Origin of the sequence: Janibacter limosus NBRC 16128 (assembly GCF_001570985.1) — a bacterium.
GTDB lineage: Bacteria > Actinomycetota > Actinomycetes > Actinomycetales > Dermatophilaceae > Janibacter > Janibacter limosus.
Window position 1 is genome coordinate 1 of sequence record NZ_BCSS01000034.1, and the last position, 14,424, is coordinate 14,424.

Annotated in this window: 16 protein-coding genes; 7 read left to right on the forward strand and 9 right to left on the reverse strand. The window is 70.4% G+C overall.

Annotated features, from left to right (window positions below; genetic code table 11):
- Positions 1-91: 91 nt before the first annotated feature.
- Entirely contained in the window at positions 92-538 is a 447-nt protein-coding gene (locus tag JLI01S_RS12265) for a DoxX family membrane protein (protein WP_068264978.1), read from the reverse strand.
- A gap of 88 nt (positions 539-626) precedes the next feature.
- Here JLI01S_RS12265 and JLI01S_RS12270 point away from each other — a divergent pair, with 88 nt between their 5' ends.
- Together JLI01S_RS12270 and JLI01S_RS12275 are read left to right on the forward strand one after the other, a co-directional pair.
- Positions 627-1,301, forward strand: coding sequence for a helix-turn-helix transcriptional regulator (locus JLI01S_RS12270; RefSeq protein ID WP_068264980.1), 675 nt, complete (start codon positions 627-629; stop codon positions 1,299-1,301).
- A 53-nt stretch (positions 1,302-1,354) separates the two neighbouring features.
- Positions 1,355-3,004: a long-chain fatty acid--CoA ligase gene (locus JLI01S_RS12275; protein WP_068264983.1), complete on the forward strand. Its 1,650-nt coding sequence runs from the start codon at positions 1,355-1,357 to the stop codon at positions 3,002-3,004.
- A gap of 39 nt (positions 3,005-3,043) precedes the next feature.
- On the opposite strand, the gene JLI01S_RS12280 is transcribed toward JLI01S_RS12275, so the two are convergent.
- From JLI01S_RS12280 to JLI01S_RS12290, 3 genes are all read right to left on the reverse strand, one after another.
- A complete protein-coding gene (locus tag JLI01S_RS12280) occupies positions 3,044-6,346 on the reverse strand; it encodes a DEAD/DEAH box helicase (protein ID WP_068264985.1) in 3,303 nt (1,100 codons plus the stop codon).
- 163 nt (positions 6,347-6,509) lie between these two features.
- Positions 6,510-7,040 (reverse strand): hypothetical protein, encoded by a 531-nt coding sequence (locus JLI01S_RS12285; RefSeq protein WP_157074936.1) that lies wholly within the window; start codon positions 7,038-7,040, stop codon positions 6,510-6,512.
- The gene (locus tag JLI01S_RS12290) at positions 7,037-7,663 is read right to left on the reverse strand and encodes a maleylpyruvate isomerase family mycothiol-dependent enzyme (RefSeq protein ID WP_068264989.1); all 627 of its coding nucleotides are present in this window, start codon (positions 7,661-7,663) and stop codon (positions 7,037-7,039) included. The genes JLI01S_RS12285 and JLI01S_RS12290 overlap by 4 nt, the downstream gene beginning before the upstream one ends.
- 102 nt (positions 7,664-7,765) lie before the next feature.
- Here JLI01S_RS12290 and JLI01S_RS12295 point away from each other — a divergent pair, with 102 nt between their 5' ends.
- Both JLI01S_RS12295 and JLI01S_RS12300 read left to right on the forward strand, forming a co-directional pair.
- Positions 7,766-8,221 carry a pyridoxamine 5'-phosphate oxidase family protein gene (locus JLI01S_RS12295; protein ID WP_068264991.1) on the forward strand — a complete coding sequence of 152 codons (456 nt, stop codon included), beginning with the start codon at positions 7,766-7,768 and terminating at the stop codon, positions 8,219-8,221.
- 88 nt (positions 8,222-8,309) lie between these two features.
- The gene (locus JLI01S_RS12300; RefSeq protein ID WP_068264992.1) at positions 8,310-8,945 is read left to right on the forward strand and encodes an alpha/beta hydrolase; all 636 of its coding nucleotides are present in this window, start codon (positions 8,310-8,312) and stop codon (positions 8,943-8,945) included.
- Positions 8,946-9,052: 107 nt separating this feature from the next.
- Here the strand turns inward: JLI01S_RS12300 and JLI01S_RS16985 are convergent, their stop codons facing one another.
- The 3 genes from JLI01S_RS16985 to JLI01S_RS12315 all read right to left on the reverse strand — a co-directional run bounded on the left by JLI01S_RS16985 (position 9,053) and on the right by JLI01S_RS12315 (position 11,312).
- Positions 9,053-10,543 (reverse strand): HNH endonuclease signature motif containing protein, encoded by a 1,491-nt coding sequence (locus JLI01S_RS16985; RefSeq protein WP_068264993.1) that lies wholly within the window; start codon positions 10,541-10,543, stop codon positions 9,053-9,055.
- Between the two features lie 98 nt (positions 10,544-10,641).
- The gene (locus JLI01S_RS12310) at positions 10,642-10,911 is read right to left on the reverse strand and encodes a hypothetical protein (protein WP_068264995.1); all 270 of its coding nucleotides are present in this window, start codon (positions 10,909-10,911) and stop codon (positions 10,642-10,644) included.
- Between the two features lie 26 nt (positions 10,912-10,937).
- Positions 10,938-11,312, reverse strand: coding sequence for a MerR family transcriptional regulator (locus JLI01S_RS12315; protein ID WP_245634609.1), 375 nt, complete (start codon positions 11,310-11,312; stop codon positions 10,938-10,940).
- A 26-nt stretch (positions 11,313-11,338) separates the two neighbouring features.
- Here JLI01S_RS12315 and JLI01S_RS12320 point away from each other — a divergent pair, with 26 nt between their 5' ends.
- Together JLI01S_RS12320 and JLI01S_RS12325 are read left to right on the forward strand one after the other, a co-directional pair.
- Complete coding sequence (locus JLI01S_RS12320) at positions 11,339-11,767, forward strand: Hsp20/alpha crystallin family protein (RefSeq protein WP_068265070.1); 429 nt, start codon at positions 11,339-11,341, stop codon at positions 11,765-11,767.
- A 12-nt stretch (positions 11,768-11,779) separates the two neighbouring features.
- The gene (locus JLI01S_RS12325; protein WP_157074937.1) at positions 11,780-12,163 is read left to right on the forward strand and encodes a hypothetical protein; all 384 of its coding nucleotides are present in this window, start codon (positions 11,780-11,782) and stop codon (positions 12,161-12,163) included.
- Between the two features lie 93 nt (positions 12,164-12,256).
- On the opposite strand, the gene JLI01S_RS12330 is transcribed toward JLI01S_RS12325, so the two are convergent.
- A complete protein-coding gene (locus JLI01S_RS12330) occupies positions 12,257-12,595 on the reverse strand; it encodes a TraR/DksA family transcriptional regulator (protein ID WP_068265002.1) in 339 nt (112 codons plus the stop codon).
- Positions 12,596-12,735: 140 nt separating this feature from the next.
- Between JLI01S_RS12330 and JLI01S_RS16990 the strand changes: the two genes are divergently transcribed.
- Positions 12,736-12,897 (forward strand): hypothetical protein, encoded by a 162-nt coding sequence (locus JLI01S_RS16990; RefSeq protein ID WP_157074938.1) that lies wholly within the window; start codon positions 12,736-12,738, stop codon positions 12,895-12,897.
- A gap of 89 nt (positions 12,898-12,986) precedes the next feature.
- Here the strand turns inward: JLI01S_RS16990 and JLI01S_RS12335 are convergent, their stop codons facing one another.
- The gene (locus JLI01S_RS12335; protein ID WP_068265004.1) at positions 12,987-14,363 is read right to left on the reverse strand and encodes an MBL fold metallo-hydrolase; all 1,377 of its coding nucleotides are present in this window, start codon (positions 14,361-14,363) and stop codon (positions 12,987-12,989) included.
- Positions 14,364-14,424 lie beyond the last annotated feature (61 nt).

Consider the following 14,424-nt stretch of genomic DNA (forward strand, 5'->3'; position numbering starts at 1 on the left):
GGGTCGACCGCGGGGCGGGTGCCGGCGACCCGCAGGTGCGGCCGCGACGGCTCCCGGGCGTCGCGGCCGACTGCTGGTGAGGGCGCGGGTGTCATGCGATGGTCCCGCGTTCGGTGGCGGTGGCAGCGTGGTCCGGGGTCGCCAGGACGTAGAGGGACAAGGCCGCCACGAGGAGGCCGAAGTCGCGCAAGGCCACGTCGTAGAAGCCGCCGTAGGTCAGCAGGTTGACGATGATGCCGATCAGCCATGCGGAGACGAGCAGGGCTCCCCAGCGCGGACGGGTGGCGACGACGATGCCGGCGACGATCTCGATGACGCCGACGATGTACATCGCCTGCTGGGCGTCACCGGGGACGATGCCGTCGATCCACGGGGCGAGGTACGAGGGCCAGTCGGTGAGGACATTGGCGAACTTGTCGAGTCCGAAGACGATCGGCGCGATGGTGAAGACCGTGCGCAGCAGGAGGAAGGCGCGCTCCGCTCCCTTCGATGAGGTGGCGTGCGTGGACGGGGACTGGTGTGCGGCTGTGGTGCTCATGACGAGGCTCCTTCTAAACAAGATGTATTTTGATTTTAGACCCGTCACCAACTCTTGTGTCAATGAATTCATGTTTTAGAGTGGAGTCATGGACCTCCGCACCCTCGCCTCCGGCATCGGCTCGCTGTCCGACGACACCCGCCGCGAGCTCTACGACTACGTCGTGGGCCGGGGCGAACCGGTCAGCAGGGAGGAGGCCGCCACCGCCACCGGGATACGCGCCCACAAGGCCAACTTCCACCTCGACCGCCTCGTCGAGGAGGGGCTGCTCGAGGTCGAGTACCGCCGGCTCACCGGGCGCACCGGTCCGGGCGCCGGTCGCCCGAGCAAGCTCTATCGCCGGGCCGAGCAGGAGTTCTCCCTCTCGCTGCCCCCGCGCCGCTACGACCTGGTCGGCGACATCCTCGCGGCATCGGTGACCCGGGCGAGCGCGGGCGAGCCCCTCGACGGCGCATTGCAGGAGTCGGCCCGCGACCGGGGCATGGAGACGGGTCGAGCGGCCTCCCGCCACGAGCAGGCAAGCATCGAGGACCTCACCACGGCCCTCGCCGGACAGGGATACGAACCCAGCGACGAGGCCGGCGTGGTCGAGCTGCACAACTGCCCCTTCGACGCCCTCGCCGGCAAGCACCGCGCCCTCGTGTGCGGACTCAACGAGTCCTATGTGCAGGGCGTGGCCGATGGCCTGGGCTGCACCGACGCGGACGCGCGCCTCGAGCCGGGCGAGGGCCGGTGCTGCGTGCGGGTGCACCGACGGGAGTAGCAGCCCACCCGCCAGCTCTGGACGTGACGGCCGTCACGCAGTTGTATGGGCCCATGCAGAGCTCGATGCAGGACTACCAGCTGACCATCGCCTCCCTCATGCGCCACGGCACGCAGGTGCATCCCGACTCCGAAGTCGTCACGGCCACGACCGACGGGAGCCGGTCGATCACCTACGGCGAGCTCGGCGGGCGGGTGGCCCGGCTGGCCGGCGGTCTGCGCTCGCTCGGCATCACGGGTGACGACCGGGTCGCGACCTTCCAGTGGAACAACCAGGAGCACCTCGAGGCCTACCTGGCGATCCCCGCGATGGGCGCCGTCCTGCACACCCTCAACATCCGGCTCTTCCCCGAGCAGCTGATCTATGTCGCCAACCACGCCGAGGACAAGGTCGTCATCGTCGACGACTCCCTCGTGGGGCTGCTCGCGGCCCAGCTGCCACACCTCGACACCGTGACCCATGTGCTCGTCGCTGGTCCCGACGCTGCGAGCGCCAACCTGGACTCCCTTCGCTCCAGCGGCAAGGAGGTCCTGCTCTACGAGGACCTGCTGGCGCAGCAGGAGGAGACCTTCGACTGGCCCGAGGTGGACGAGCGGGACGCGGCGGCCATGTGCTACACGAGCGGGACGACCGGTAACCCGAAGGGGGTCGTCTACAGCCACCGTTCGGCCTACCTGCACTCGATGGCGGCCTGCACGGGCAATGTCGCGGGGCTGACCTTCGCCGACCGGGTGCTGCCGATCGTGCCGATGTTCCACGCCAACGCGTGGGGTCTGGCCTACGCAGCGATCATGAGCGGCGCCTCGCTGTGCATGCCCGACCGGTGGCTGCAGGCCGAGCCGCTCGTCCGCTTCATCCGCGAGACCCGACCCACGATCTCGGGCGCGGTGCCGACGGTCTGGAACGACGTGCTCACCCACCTCGACGACCACCCGGATCTGCAGCTGGACTCGCTGCGACGGATCCTGTGCGGCGGGTCCGCCGTGCCCGTCGCCTTGATGAAGGCCCTGCGCGAGCGGCACGGGCTCGACATGGTCCAGGCGTGGGGGATGACCGAGACCTCGCCGGTCGCCTCCGTGGCCAACGTGCCGCTCGGTGCGGATGGCGAGGAGGAGTGGCGCTACAAGGGTTCGGCCGGTCGGCTCCTGTGTGGCGTCGAGGGTCGGATCGTCGGTGACGACGGCAGCGTCCTGCCGCGCGACGGTGTGGCCGTCGGCGAGCTCGAGGTCCGCGGGCCGTGGGTCACCGCGGGCTACTACCTGGCCGACGACGACGCCGAGTCCGAGGCGAAGTTCGACAACGGCTGGCTGCGTACGGGCGACGTGGGCAACCTCGACGAGCGCGGCTACATCACGCTCACCGACCGGGCCAAGGACGTCATCAAGTCCGGAGGCGAGTGGATCTCGTCGGTCGACCTCGAAAACGCACTCATGGGGCACCCGGCCGTGCTCGAGGCAGCGGTCGTCGGGATCCCGGACGAAAAATGGCAGGAGCGCCCCCTCGCCAGCATCGTCGTACGCGAGAGTGCGAGCGTCACCGCGGGTGAGCTGCGGGAGTTCCTGTCCGCCGACTTCGCGAAGTGGCAGCTTCCCGACGCCTTTGCCTTCATCGACCAGGTGCCGCGCACGTCCGTCGGCAAGTTCGACAAAAAGGTGCTGCGGCAGCGATACCGCGAGGGGAACCTGAGCGTGGAGCAGCCCTGAGGCGCGGGCGCCCGCCATCCTGACGAGCGGTGCCCCGGGTCAGTCGTCGGGGTCGAGTAGCGCCCGGATGTCGGTCGAGGTGATCGCCCCCGACAGGGCTTCGCCCTCGTCGACGACCCGCTCGAAGAGGTCCCGCTTGCGTTCCTGCAGGGCCAGCACCTTGTCCTCGATCGTCCCGGTCGAGACGAGCCGGTAGACCATGACCGGCCGGTCCTGACCGATGCGATGCACCCGGTCGATGGCCTGCGCCTCGGCCGCGGGGTTCCACCAGGGGTCGAGGATGAAGACGTAGTCGGCCTCGGTGAGCGTCAGCCCGACTCCGCCGGCCTTGAGGCTGATGAGGAAGGCGGTCTGCTCGCCCTGCTTGAAGCCGTCGATGACCTCGGGCCGGTCGGTCGTCGAGCCGTCGAGATAGCTGGTCGTGATGCCCTCGGCGGCGAGGCGATCGCGGACGAGGCCGAGGAATCCGGTGAACTGGCTGAAGACGAGGGCCCGATGCCCCTCGACCGCCAGCTCGCGCAGGTGCTCCACGAGCACCTCGATCTTGGCCGAGGCGCCCTGACCCAGCAGGTCCGCGTCGACGAGCCCGGGGTCGAGGCTCAGCTGACGCAGCCGGGTGAGGGAGGCGAGGATCGCCACGCGGTTGCCGTCCGGGTCCTCCAGGAGGCCGAGCACTCGCTTGCGCTCGCGCTGCAGGTGGCGGTCGTAGACCCGGCGGTGGGTCGGCGTGAGGTCGACGGGCAGGACCTGGACCTGCTTGGGCGGCAGGTCGAGCGCCACCTGCTCCTTGGTGCGCCGCAGCATGAGCGGACGGATGCGACGACGTAGCCGATCGAGGAGCTCGGGCTGCGCCCCGGACTCGATGGGCTTGCGGTAGAGGTCGGCGAAGCGGTCGCGCCGCGGGTAGAGACCGGGCGCCGCGAGCGCGAAAAGGGACCACAGGTCCATCAGCGAGTTCTCCAGCGGAGTCCCCGTCACCGCCAGGACGAAGGGGGTGGACAGTCCCCGGAGCGCCTGGTGGGTCTTGGACCGGTCGTTCTTGACGAACTGCGCCTCGTCGAGGATCACCCCTCGCCACTCGACCTCGGTGAACTGGTCGGCGTCGATGCGCAGCACGGCGTAGGAGGTGACGACGAGGTGCGCCCCCTCGACGGACTCGCGCACCGTGCTCCCCCGCCGCTTGTGGGTGGATCCGAGGGTGCGCACGTCGAGGTCGGGGACGAATTTCGCCGCCTCGCTCGCCCAGGTGCCGACGACGCTCGTGGGGGCCACGACGAGGACCGGACGATCGAGGTCACCCGCCGCGTGGGCCCGGGCGATCAGCGCGAGCGTCTGCACGGTCTTGCCCAGACCCATGTCGTCGGCGAGCACGCCGCCGAGGCTGGCGTCCCAGAGCGTCGTCAGCCAGTGGTACCCCTCGAGCTGGTAGGGGCGCAGGGTCGCTCCGAGGGACGTGGGCACCGGCGGCGCCGGCAGGACCTCGATCTCGCGGAGGGTCTCGACGCTGGTCCGCCACTCGTGCGCGCGGTCGATCTCGATGTCACCGAGGTCGGACAGCTCGTCCCAGAGGTCGACCTGATAGCGACTCAGACGAACGTGGCCGGCCGCCGGCTCGGCGAGCTCCCGGGCCTCCTCGATGAGCGCCCGCAGGTCGGCGAGGACGGGGTGGTCGAGACGAAACCACTCGCCGGTCTCCAGGTGCATGAGCTCGTCGCCGCGCACGAGCGCCTCGAAGAGCGGCTCGAAGGGAACCTCGACATCACCGATGGTCACCGACACGTGCAGGTCCAGCCAGTCGGATCCGCCGGCTGCGTCGCTGGCACCGATCGCGATCTGCGGCTCGTCGACGAGCTCCTCGTAGACCGGCAGGTCGTCGTCGAGCTCGACGACCACGCGCGGATCGTCGTCGAGGCGCGGCACGACCTCGGTGAGCACGTGGACGGCGACGGTCCCGCGCAGGGTGAGCGTCGGTTGCAACCGCCACCGGGTGCTGCCCTGGACCCGCGTCGTGGCACCGGGGATGGCGTCGAGCGCCTCGATCCCCATGAGCAGCGCCTGCTCCCCCCGGGTGTCCCGTGGGGCACTGCCCCCCGCGCCGGCGCCCACGACGTGGCTGCGCGCTCCGACCGTGTAGATGAAGCCGAGCTCGAGCCGGACGCCGTGACCGGCTGCTCGCACGCGCAGGTGCAGTCGCGGTGGCTCCGGCTCGGGCAGGTCGACGCTGCCGTCCGACGAGATGACCGTCAGCCGCTCCCGTAGGCGTGGCAGATAGAGGGTGAGGAAGCGATCGACATCGCCCTCGGGGATCTCCAGCCCGCGGGGTCGGTCCACGAGATCGGCGACATCCGGGTCGAGCGGGGCGACGAAGGGGGTGAGCACCAGGACGCCCCCTCGGGTGACAGCCACACCGTGGCGCGGCCGTCCGATGAGCTGGATCTCCTCGAGATCGGGGCGCTGACCGCCATCGTCTGCCCCAGTGCCCTCGACGAGGGGCTGCAGGAGGAGCCCGTCGCCCGCGCGCACTATGTCGACGGCCACCTCGACGGGAGCGTCGTCGAGCAGCGCCGGCTCACCGGCCTCGCTGCCGACGAGAGCGACACCCGCGTCACGCACGCGTCGCAGGAGTGGCCACACGTCCGGACCGAAGTCGTCGAGGTGCAGCGCCGTGGTCTCGACCCTGTAGTAGGCAGGCCCTCCGCCAGTGCTCCTGTCGTGCAGCTCGACCAGCGATGCGAGCATCGCGCGATGGCGCTCGAGGACCTGGCCACGACCGGGACTGCGCGCGGGCTGGCGCACCGTGCTCCATGCGGTGTTCTTGGCCCAGTGCCCCGCCTTGGTGCGTTGGCTGGGGCGCAGACGGATCCGCGGCTCCCCGTGCCGACTCCAGGTGTCGCGGGGGGCGATGACACTCTCGACGATGAGCGCCAGGGGAGCTCCCTGGTCGAGCCGCTCGGGCATCGGGTCAGCGGTGAGGGTGGCCAGTGCCTCCTCCCACGAGGCAGTCACCGGCTCGTCGCCACCGAGGGCAGCGCGCACGGTGAGGATGACGGCCACGGCGTGCTTGCAGTCCGTGGCCACCGGGCAGCTGCAGCGCGCGCTCCACTCGAGGACATCGTCCTTGGGGTCGCTGTGCTGCGAGATGATCGTCTGGTAGCTCTGTGAGCCGGATCCGCGCACCTTGGCCACGACGACCCGGCCACGGTTGAGCGTCGCGATCTGGGTGACCATCTCTTGCTCCGCATAGGCGGAACCCCGCTGCAGGGAGCCGGCGTCGAGCGCCCCCTCGAGGCGCTCATCCGTCAGCGTGCGCACCCATGTCGCGGAGGCAAGGTCCCAGACCACGGCTCAGCTCGCGGGGGACGCAGGGGGCGGGATCGGCATGTCGTCCACCTTAGGCGCGGGAGGTGTCAGCCCCTGTGGAGACCCAGCGGCCTGTGGAGAGGAAGCCCACCACCTCGGACGCTGTGGACCAATCGGGGTCGGAGGTCAGCCCCAGCGACCCGCCTCAGCCGACCTGCTCGTTCATCGACGGGTGGCTCGAGCACTCGCTGCCGAAGCGGACGGTCGTCTTCAGGTCGTTGGTCCGGTACGACACGAAGAAGCCGGCGGCGGACTCCGCATTGATCCCGGACCCCTCCCGCACGGTGTTGCCGGGTCTGTAGTTGGTGACCTCCATGCCCCTCGCCTTCAGCAGCGAGCTCATCCGCTTGATGTCAGCCGGGCCGTCGGTGGTGGGCCCGGACAGGAGCATCAGGAGGAGCTGGCGGCTGTCCGGGTCCGAGCTGCAGGCCTTGGGGTTGAACCAGTCCCGGTCGTCCGGGCTGAAGGGGGTCGTCCTGTCCAGATAGGTCCAGTCGCCACCCGCGGCCTCGGTGATCTCGCCGATCTGGGTGTAGAAGTCCTCGCGGACGATTTCACCATCCTTCTGGCTGGTCGACGGGGACGGGCTGCCGCTCATGACAGGGCCCAGGCCACAGGCCGCCAGCGACAGGGCCGCGGCGAGACCGACCAGTGCACGGGTGAATCGCGCCGTCATCCCCACGCCCCCGCGTCCCACCCCGGGTCCACCGACCCGCGGCCGGCGACCCACGCCATGAGGCTGCGCTGGTCCTGCTCGCTCAAGCGCTCCGGGAGGGTCGTGAGCAGGACGCGCACGTCCCAGTCGACGTAGTCCTGCGGCCAGTCAGCCGCCCTGTACGACAGACCGAGGTCGACGTGGTGCATCTCGACCTCCCGCAGGCGGTGCGCCGGGCAGGCGGTGACGGGGTAGGCCTCGCCGCCAAGGAGATCGCCGTGCGGCCAGCCCGCGGCGTCGGCCGTCTCGAAGAGCTCCAGGAGCCGCGCCTGACTCGAGCGCAGATCCGCCAGGACCTCGACCGCTGGCCGGTGGGCACCCCCTTCGATCTCGTCTCGACGCTGCTGCGCGCCCCCGGCGTACTTGCCCAACGACTCACCCCGCAGGGCGCCCTCCACCCGACGGGCGTGCCCGTCCGCGTTGCTGGCGAGGTGGGTCAGGACGTGACCGACGCTCCATCCGGGCAGGAGGCTGGGTGCGCGCAGGTCCTCGTCGGCGAGCGCGGCGGCAGTCACTGCGAGGCGCGCCTCCGCTGCGCGGCACAGCGAGAGGGCGCGGGCAGGGTCCTGCGAGAGGTCGATCATGGCGTACTTCCTGGATCGGGGACGGCTACCGGAGCCTAGACGCCCCATGGCCTCTGCGGGCGGTCCGCGCTAACCTCGAAGGACCCTCGAGAGGCGGCACAGATGAGTGCTTCACAGACAGTCCCAGAGCTGACGGCCGACGCGTGCTGGTCGTTGATGAGGTCGACCACGGTCGGCCGTCTCGCGGTCTGGGTGGACGACCACCCGGACATCTTCCCGCTCAACTTCGTCGTCGATCATGGCACCGTCGTCTTCCGCACCGGTGAGGGGACCAAGGTGGCCGGGATCAGCGCGGCCCCCGTCGCACTGGAGGCCGACGGTCTCGACGAGGCCACCGGCGAGGCATGGAGCGTCGTCGTCCGGGGCCGCGCGCACTCGATCACCGAACAGGACGACGTCATGTACACGGCCGACCTCCCGCTGCACCCCTGGCACGACGGGCGCAAGGATCGCTTCGTGCGCATCACTCCCGACGTCATCTCCGGCCGCCGGTTCGCCGTCGCGGACCCCAGCGTCTGGCGGACCGGCTTGGACCACCGATCGGCTGCCACCGACTGACCCGCGAGGGCTGCGGCCCCGACGGTCGCTCCCCTCGCCGCGGTGCACTACATTGGTTGTCGTAACAACCTTTAGCGATCGGAACGTCATGATCTCCTCTGCCCTCCCCGGTCCCGTCGTCGCGACCTACGGCTCGAACGACCCATCCGCGCCGCTCGTCGTACTCCTGCACGGTCGCGGCTCGCAGGAGAGCGAGATCATCTCGCTCGCACCGCACCTGCCGACCGGCCCGCAGTACGCCGCCGTGCGCGCCCCCATCGCCGAAGGGGGTGGCTACGCCTGGTTCGCCAACCGCGGCATCGGCCGACCGGTCGCCGAGTCGCTCGACGCGACGATGAGCTGGTTTCGCCGTTGGCTCGACGAGGTCGCCCCCGCCGGCCGCCCCGTCGTGCTCATCGGCTTCAGCGGCGGCGCAACCTTCGCCGGCGGCCTGCTCCTCTCGGAGCCACAGCGTTACGCCGGCACCGCCATCCTCTACGGCACCCTGCCCTTCGACGCCGGCCTGCCCGTGGCGCCCGGACAACTGACGGGGGCCGCGACCTTCGTCGCCCGGGGTGACGCCGACCAGGTCATCCCCCGCGACCTGCTCGACAGCACCTGGGACTACCTCGTCGAGGACTCGGGCGCCACGACCACGAGCCGGCGCGGCCCCGAGGGCCACGGCCTGAGCATCGAGACCCTGCGCGAGCTCTCGACGTGGGTCGAAGGATTGCTCAGGGACTGAGCAGTCCGGCCGATCGCGCGCGTCAGCCGATGCGCCGCAGGATGCACGAGCGGACTGTGGACATGCCTGTGGGCCGGCCCGTCAGGGCCGGCTACGGGACGTGGCAGCTACACGTGCCAGGTGACGCCGGCGGCCGTGATGGTGCAGGTCAGGTCATGGGTGTGGACCGTGGTGTGGTGGCGCTCGCACAGCAGGGCTGCGTTGTCGATGTCGGTGAGCCCGCCCATGGACCAGTAGTCGACGTGGTGGGCATCGGACCAGTGAGCGGGCATGGTGCACCCCGGGAAGGTGCAGCCCCCGTCCCGCAGGTACAGCGCCCGCTTTTGTCCCGGGGTGAAGTAGCGGGCGGCACGGCCCAGCTCGAGGGGTTCGGAGTCGGTGCCCAGGAGCGCGGGGATGATCGCGCCCTCGCAGGCCATCTTGCGCACCACCGCGGGTGCCAGGACCTGCCCGGTCGCCGTCAGCCCGCCCGCGTGACCGCCACCAGCCACGCCCGCAGCACCCAACCCGTGTCCCGCGCCGCCACCGAGGTCGCCCACATGGGTGAGTGGTTGGCCAAAGGCGTTGGTCGGCAGGTCCTGCCCGCAGGCTCCACACTGGCCAGCCGTGAGATTGGCCGTGAGTGCGGCCAGGCTGATGGTGACGATGACCTGGGCCTTGTCAGTCTTGGGCGCCTCGCCCGGGGAGGAGACTCCACGGCCCACGACCGACAGCAATGCATCCGCCCGCCGCCGCGCCGGGGTGCGCTCGTCCAGCGCACCCTCAGGTCCCTTGACCGGGGCCGAGAGGGCAGCGACCGCTGCGTCGATGATCGCTGCACCCTCGGGATCCAGGACCAACTTGTAGCGCGTCATCCCGCACCCGTCGGTGTGCTGGGTCAACGAGCGGGACGCCTTCTGTCGCTCGTCCTCATCACGCAGGTCCTTGTCCGGGCGCAGCATCCGCGCGGTCATCGTGATCGCCGCGGCCAGCTTCTTGTCGTCCAAACCCGACACTCGCACCCGAGTCCGGCCCTGCGGACCGGTGAAGACCTCGTCATCGCAGGCGTGACCGAGCAGGATCCCCAGATCGTCTGCGAGCAGGTCCGGGTCGGCGACCCGGCGCACGCCCTCCTCGAACCGCACGAGCTGATCGGCCTTGCCCAACGGCAGGCAACCGTCGGCGAAGGCGGCGACCACGTCGCTCACGCCAGCCGCCGGGCTGGACGAGGCCTCCTCGCCCGTGTCGGAGTTTGGGGTCGGGTCCGGGTTGCTCAGGCCACTCCCGGTGCGCAGGCTCGCCTCGGCCACCCGCACCACCGACCCCACGTGCCGCACCGAAGGGCGCGGTGCTCGGCGTCCTTCGTTGACACCGACCCAGTCCCGCACCGACCACGACTCCTGGGTCGGCAGGCCCCGGGAGACCCCCTCACGCACGGCCGCGACCTCAGCGCGCTCGGTCCGCTGACGGATCTGCCCCACCAGGGCGAGCACCTCACCGACGTCGCTGTCGGGGACCTGCCATATCGTCGAGACGTCACCACGCATCAACGCGCGCAGCGCATCCCGCAGCCCCGGGAGCAACCCGGGATCCGCGTAACGCACCGTCGCCTCTGACATGCCTCGATCGTATGTTCGACCACCGACAGCGTCCCCGGGTCATGAGACCCGGTGGACGCCGCCCCCTTCGACCCGGGGATGTGGACAGGGGCGGCGGATCAAGCGCGGCGGGACCTCAGCTCCTGGATGATCGCTGCCTGCCGGTCACGCAGCTGCCGCATCGAACCGGCCTGCTGCTCCCCCTGCAGACGAGCGAGGTTGAGTTGGTCCTCGCTGCGCGCCAGCTGGGCGATGAGCTCCCTCACGGTGAGCATGGAGAGGTCGGTCCCCGACGCAGGAGCCGTCGGGCGTCTGACTCCTGGAGCCGGCTCGTCCGCGCCGACGGGACGCTCGAGCGTCGTCGCCGGACGGTGCTCAGAGGTGGTCATCGTGCTCGTCCTCCTCAGTCCTCACATCAGGTGTCGGGATTGCCCTTGGCCAACTCCTCGCGCAGACCCTCGACCTCGTCCTGCAGGGCGATGACCATCGAGATGCCGGCGGTGTTGAGTCCGGCGTCGAGGAGCACTTCGATGCGGCGCAGCCGCACCAGATCGTCGTCGCTGTATCGCCTGGTGCCTCCCGAGGTGCGGTCCGGACTCAGCAGCCCCTGCGTCTCGTACCAACGCAGCTGCTGGGAGCCCATGCCCACCAGGTCGGCCGCCACCGAGATGCCATACACGCCTCGCGCCGAGTCCGTCGTCATGTCCGCCCATTGCCTCTTGAGTGCTTCCTTGGTTTCTGCTATAAGAAATCTATCACCATCATCACAGATCGTGGAGGTGGTCATCATGAGGAAGGAGTCTGAAGATGACGCAGATGTTGATGCGCACCGACCCGTTCCGTGAGCTGGACAGGGTCACCCAGCAACTGTTTCGCGGTGACGGGAGCCTGGCCCCCACGTCGATGCCGATGGATGCGTGGCGCGACGGCGACACCTTCGTCGTCGAGTTCGACCTCCCCGGCCTGCGAGCCCAGGACATCGACCTGGACGTGGAGCGCAACGTGGTCACCGTGCGGGCGGAGCGCCCGGTCGGGGACACGGAGCGGGAGATGATCGCCGCCGAGCGACGACGCGGCACCTTCACCCGACAGCTGATCCTCGGGGACAACCTGGACACCAGCAGCATCGACGCCGCCTACGACGCCGGTGTCCTCACCCTGCGGATCCCCGTGGCCGAGCAGGCCAAGCCACGCAAGATCCAGATCACCGGCCAGGGCGGTGGCCACACGGCGATCGACGCGTGATCGGGGTGCGACATGAGCCCGGCAATGGTCGCGCACGACGACATCCTCGACACCACCCACGAGCGGTTTGTCGACGTCGTCCTGCAGGACGAGGATCTGCTGCTCCTGGAGTTCAAGGCGATCATCGAGTCCGGCCCACCGCGGGTGACCATCTGCAGCGGGCCGCGCCGGCGAGGCACCGGCCCCGTCGATGCCCGACGAGCACCCTCGGTCACGGCGCACCTCGCCCCGACCCTCGAACCGTGGGCGAGGCAGCGCTCACCCCCGCGCGAGCGACCGTCTGCGGTCACCGACGTGGAGAGTGGTGACCCAGCGACTGCCGCACCGGGGCCGCCGCCCCGCCCCCACAGTTCGCACACGCGCGCCCGACGAGATCACGCGGCGACCGTGTCATGACGACACCCCACGAAGGGGGCCGGGCGGCGGTCGTCGGTCAGCCCGGTCTCGACACGACACCCGGAGCCGGGCCCCGAGAGGAGACGGGTCGCCTCAGATGGACGCACAGTCGATGCAGGTCCGCGCGGTGGGCCGCGCCTCGAGCCGGCCCGCTGCGATCAGCTGGCCGCACCGCTCGCAGGTGCCGTAGGTGCCGGCGTGCAGACGCTCCAGCGCGGCATCGATCTCGGTCAGGTGGTGGCGCGCCTGCTGGACGAGCGCGTCCAGCTGTGAGCGCTCGAAGGCGATCGTCGCGCCTTCAGGGTCGTGCTCGTCGTCGGCATTGCTCCCTTCGCTCGCCTCGACGATGGCCGTGAAGTCCCCGGTGAGCGTCGCGAGGCGGGCGAGGGTCTCCCTCCGCTCCTCTTCGAGTGTCGTGCGCGGATCAGCCATCCGCCCATCCTGCCCCCACGAGGTCGCACGCCGGGCGGGGTTGCAGACCGGATGGCTGACACTGGGTGGTCACGCAGCCGGGCGGTAGCGCACCCCATGCGTCGGCCCGAATCGCACGCGACGACCTCGACGGGAGGGGGATGTTCGTCGAGCTGGGCGCAGCCCTGGCCTCGGCAACCGGAGGCGGACGCGTCCGGCACATCGTCGTCGTGGGCCCGATCCAGCACGAGAGCGTCTTCTACTTCCATCCCGCGGTGACCCGGGTTGGTCACGTCGGCGAGTGGCTGACGGCGTTGGCCTGAAGCGTTGAGCGCGCGAGTACGAGTGCCCCACCGGGACCCACGCGAGTGCTGCGTCGACCTCGGTGCGGTGCGCGGACAGGCCGCGACGATCACACCCCGGCGCGCTCCCGCTCGGCCCACGCTGCGTAGCCACCGACGAGATCGGTCACCTCGGCGTGACCCCGTGACCGCAGCAGGCTCGCGGCGACCGAGGAGCGCCAGCCCCCGGCACAGTGGACGAGCACCGGCCGCTCGGCAGGCAGCTCACGGTGACGACGGGCAAGCTCGGCCAGTGGGATGTGGATGGCCCCGGGGATGAGCTGACCGCCCTCGCGCTCGCCGGCATTGCGCACGTCGAGCACGACTGTCTGGTCGGCCAGCTCGTCCCAGCCGGTGACCTCGACGCGCTCGACCGAGACGACGGCGTCGGGGACCTGTGCCAGCGCGGCCGGCCCACCTGCGACGTGGCCGATGACGGTGTCGAAACCGATGCGCGCCAGCCGGAGCGCCGCCTCCGCGTGCCGACCGGGCTCGGCGAGGACGAGGATCTCGTCGCCGTGATCGAGGACCATCCCCGCCGTCTCGGCGAAGCGACCGTCGAGTCCCACGTTGAGCGAACCGTCGAGGTGGCCGGTGGCGAAGTCCTCCGGGGATCGGGTGTCGACGACGACGGCCCCGCCCTCGATCGCCGCGCGCACCTCGGCGGGGGTGAAGGGGACGACGGTCTCGTCCGGGTCGAGCAGCTCGCGCTGACGCAGGTTGAGCGCCGCGTCGACCTGGAAGTACGGCGGCGCGGAGGGCTGACCGGTGGTGACCATCCGGACGAACTCGTCCACGGGCATCGCTGCGGCGAAGGGGTTGGTCGCGCGCTGGGCCCCGATGGTGGACTCGAGCTCGTCGGACAGGCCCCGACCGCAGGACGAGCCGGCGCCGTGGGCGGGCATGACCTTCGTCGCGTCGGGCAGCGTCAGCAGCACATCGTGCAGCGTGCTGTACATGGCCTCGGCCAAGGACTGGGGCGTCGACCCGTCGGAGACGACGAGGTCGGGCCGGCCGATGCCGCCGATGAAGAGCGAGTCGCCGGTGAGGACCGCGTGGGGGTTGCCGTGCTCGAGCACGAGCACGCTGATCGACTCCCAGGTGTGGCCGGGCGTCTCGAGGATCTCGAGGGTGACCTCGTCACCCAGCTCGATGCGGTCCCCCTGCGCGAGGGGCCGCACCTCGAACTCGGCCCGCTCGGCCGCGGTCGGCCCGTAGCCGATCCAGGCGCCGGTCGCGGCGGCCAGCTCGAGGTGACCCGCGACGAAGTCGGCGTGCACGTGCGTGTTGATGACACCGACGATGTCGAGGTCGTGCTCCCGCGCTTCGGCGAGGTAGTCGCTGATGTCGCGTCGCGGGTCGACCACGACGGCCTTGCGGCTGCCCTCGTCGGCGATGAGGTAGGAACCGTGCGAGAGGCAGCTGAGGTAGTACTGGGTGAGGATCATCGAGTCGCTCCTTCGGGGATGCGGGGTGTGGTGGTCATGGGGCACGTCCGGAAGGGGGTGG